This window comes from Sphingobium sp. PNB (genome assembly GCF_019873065.1).
In the GTDB taxonomy this organism is placed as follows: Bacteria; Pseudomonadota; Alphaproteobacteria; order Sphingomonadales; family Sphingomonadaceae; genus Sphingobium; species Sphingobium fuliginis.
On the sequence record NZ_JAINEZ010000184.1, the window covers coordinates 1 to 2,891 of the forward strand.

The window sequence follows — 2,891 nt, forward strand, 5'->3', positions numbered from 1 at the left end:
GGCGCCGCTGGTGGAGGCGTTCGGCCTGGCCTTCGTGGCGGAAGAAGCGGGGTTGCGCCTGCGGGCCGCGGAGGGAGAAGGGGCGGCGGGGATCGCGGCGGGGGCGCTGTGCCGGTCGGTCAATGGGCGGGCGCTGGACGGGTTCGAGCATGCGGGCGGCGCGGCGGACAGCGTGCCGGCGGCCTTGTCGGTCCGTTATCATGATCCGGCGCGCGACTATCAGGCGGGTGTGCAGCGTATCGGCCGGCCGGGGCCGGGACGGCTGGAGCAGGGGGTGGACCTGCCGATGGTGCTTTCGGGCGAGGAGGCGCGGTCGCTGGCGGCGCGGAAGCTGGGGATGGCCTGGGCGGGGCGATCGACCATGACGCTGCGCTGCGGGTGGGATGCGCTGCGCCATGCGCCGGGCGATGTCGTCGCGGTGGAAGGCGTGCCGGGCCGGTGGCGGATAGAGGAGCGCGAATGGGAGGCGATGGCCGTGCGCCTCGCCTTGAGGCGCTTGCCGGGGGCGGGCGCCGCGATGCCGCCGGGGGCGTCCTCCGGCGCGATGGTGCGGCAGGCCGACACGCCGCATGGCCCGACCACGCTGATGCTGGCCGATTTGCCCATGATCAGGGAAGGGGCGGCGGCCGCTCCCCTGATCGTGGCGGCGGCGAGCGGTGGCGAGGCGTGGCGCGGCGCGGCGCTTTTCGTGGTCGGTGCGACGGGGGAGGCTTCGCCTGCCGGGCGGACGGCCGGCCGCGCTGTGATGGGGCGAACGGACAATGGACTGGCCGCGGGGAGCGTGACGATGATCGACCGGATCAATGCTCTCCATGTCACTCTGCTGTCGGCGGACATGGAATTGGCGGGGGCGGACGAGGCGGCGCTGGGGCTGGGGCGCAATCTGTGCCTCGTCGGGCGGGAGCTGGTCCAGTTCAGCCATGTGGTGCAGACCGGCGCGGCCAGTTTCCGGCTGGAAGGGCTGCGGCGGGGATTGTTCGGAACCGAATGGGCGATGGATTCCCACGGCGAGGGCGAGGCTTTCCTGCTGCTGGAGGAGGACCGGCTGGTCGAGCTTGCCGCTTATGGCGGGGTGGAGATTGGCGGCAGCCTCCATGTCTCCGCGATCGGGGTCGGCGACAGCGAGCCGGCTGATGCGCTGTTGACGATAAGGGGGGAGGCCCTGGCGCCGCCTTCCCCGGTGCATGTCACGGCACGCCCGGACGGGGATGGCGGCTGGATCGTCGGCTGGACCAGGCGCAGCAGGAGCGGGTGGCGCTGGACCGGCGGGGCCGACGTGCCCCTGGGCGAGGATCGGGAGAGCTATGAACTGCGCCTGTGGGCCGGGTCGACGGAACTGCGCAGGATCGTCACCGACCGTTCGCCCTGGACCTATGACGCGGCCGCGGTGGCGGAGGATATGGGCCATTCGGGCGGGCTGGCGGTCGAGATCCGTCAGATCGGCACCTATGCGCTGGGGCGTGCGGCGCGGATCGTTCTGGTCGGCTGATGGCCATTTTCTGAAGAAAAGGACAATCGAATCATGGTGATGGACTCGACGCTCCGTTGGGCCTTGCCCCAGCTTTTCGCCGGGCAGGCGCAGAAGGAGCTGTTTCACAACGAGGCGCTGGCGCGGATCGACATGCTGCTGCATGGCGCGGTGGAAAGCGCCGACCGGGATGAGCCGCCCGCGTCGCCGACGGTTGGCGACTGCTGGATCGTGGCCGCCGGGGCAGGTGGCGCCTGGGAAGGGCAGGATGGGGCCCTGGCCTGCTGGACGGAAGGGGGATGGCGTTTCGCCGCGCCCCGCCCGGGCCTTTCGCTATGGGTCGCGGACCGGGGGCATGTCATGCGGCATGACGGCGCGCGCTGGGAGGATTCCGCCGTGCGGGCAGATGGCTTCTATGTCGGTGGGCAGCGGGTCGTGGGCGCGGCCGTGGCGGCCGTCGCCAATCCGGCGGGCGGCGCCATAGTCGACGTGGAGGCGCGTTCGGCCCTTGCCGCAATTCTGGGCGCGCTGCGGACACATGGACTGATCGCAAGCTGATCCTGCTGTGACTTTCGCTGTGTCCGCCTTTTACCAGAATTGCCCTTTCGAATTAGGAGCCAACGGAAGGCGACAGGGTTAACTGCGTTATTTTTGCAACAGTTTTGCCAATTGTGGACTTGCCATGAAACTTTCTACCCGATACAGGGTTTCAGCAGTCCTTCGTGACACTTTTGAAAGGGGAATTCAGATGCGGAAGCTTGCCCTCGCGGCTGTGCTTGCGACCAGCGCCCTGGCCACCCCGGCCCTGGCGCGTGACAATAGCTGGTATATCGGTATCGATTCCGGCGTTGTTCTCGTCGAAGATCAGGACATCACCTTCACCCCCGGTAATGGCGGCGCTGCCAGCAACACGGTTGCCGGCGTGGACTACCACAAGGGCTTCGATGGTGACGCCAATATCGGTTATGACTTCGGCGGTTTCCGTCTGGAGGCCGAGGCCGCTTACAAGCGCGCCAAGGTGGATCTGGACAAGAGCGGCTTCGGCGGTTCGGCTTCGGCTCTGTCGTTCATGCTGAACGGCTTGCTGGACTTCGGTCCCGATGACGGCCTGCAGGGCTTCGTCGGCGGCGGTGTCGGCGTTTCGCGCGGCAAGCTGGCCAACGATCTGGTGAACGATTCCGACACCGGCTTCGCCTGGCAGGCGCTGGCTGGCGTTCGCTATCCGCTGACCAACAATGTCGACGTCTCGCTGAAGTATCGCTTCTTCAACCAGGACGACATCAAGCTGATCCCGGCCTACACCACCATCGGTGGCCCCGCCGGCTCGTCGGTCGACACCAAGCTGCGCACCCACAGCCTGCTGCTGGGCCTGACCTACAACTTCGGTGGTGAACCGGCTGCTCCGCCGCCGGTCGCTGAGTGC

Annotated in this window: 3 protein-coding genes; all 3 read left to right on the forward strand. The window is 68.1% G+C overall.

Annotation, left to right across the window (positions count from 1 at the left end; all coding sequences use genetic code 11):
- The coding region (locus K7W03_RS27050) for a phage tail protein (protein WP_222888038.1) at nucleotides 1–1,489 on the forward strand (1,489 nt) is incomplete at its 5' end.
- 33 nt (nucleotides 1,490–1,522) lie between these two features.
- The gene (locus K7W03_RS27055; RefSeq protein ID WP_222888040.1) at nucleotides 1,523–2,026 is read left to right on the forward strand and encodes a DUF2793 domain-containing protein; all 504 of its coding nucleotides are present in this window, start codon (nucleotides 1,523–1,525) and stop codon (nucleotides 2,024–2,026) included.
- Between the two features lie 190 nt (nucleotides 2,027–2,216).
- Nucleotides 2,217–2,891 (forward strand): outer membrane protein (locus tag K7W03_RS27060; RefSeq protein WP_222888042.1); only part of this gene is annotated, 675 nt, incomplete at its 3' end.

Coding starts and splice junctions, on each gene's coding strand:
- K7W03_RS27055 (WP_222888040.1), top strand. CDS start 1,523: ATGGTGATGGACTCGACGCTCCGTTGGGCCTTGCCCCAGCTTTTCGCC.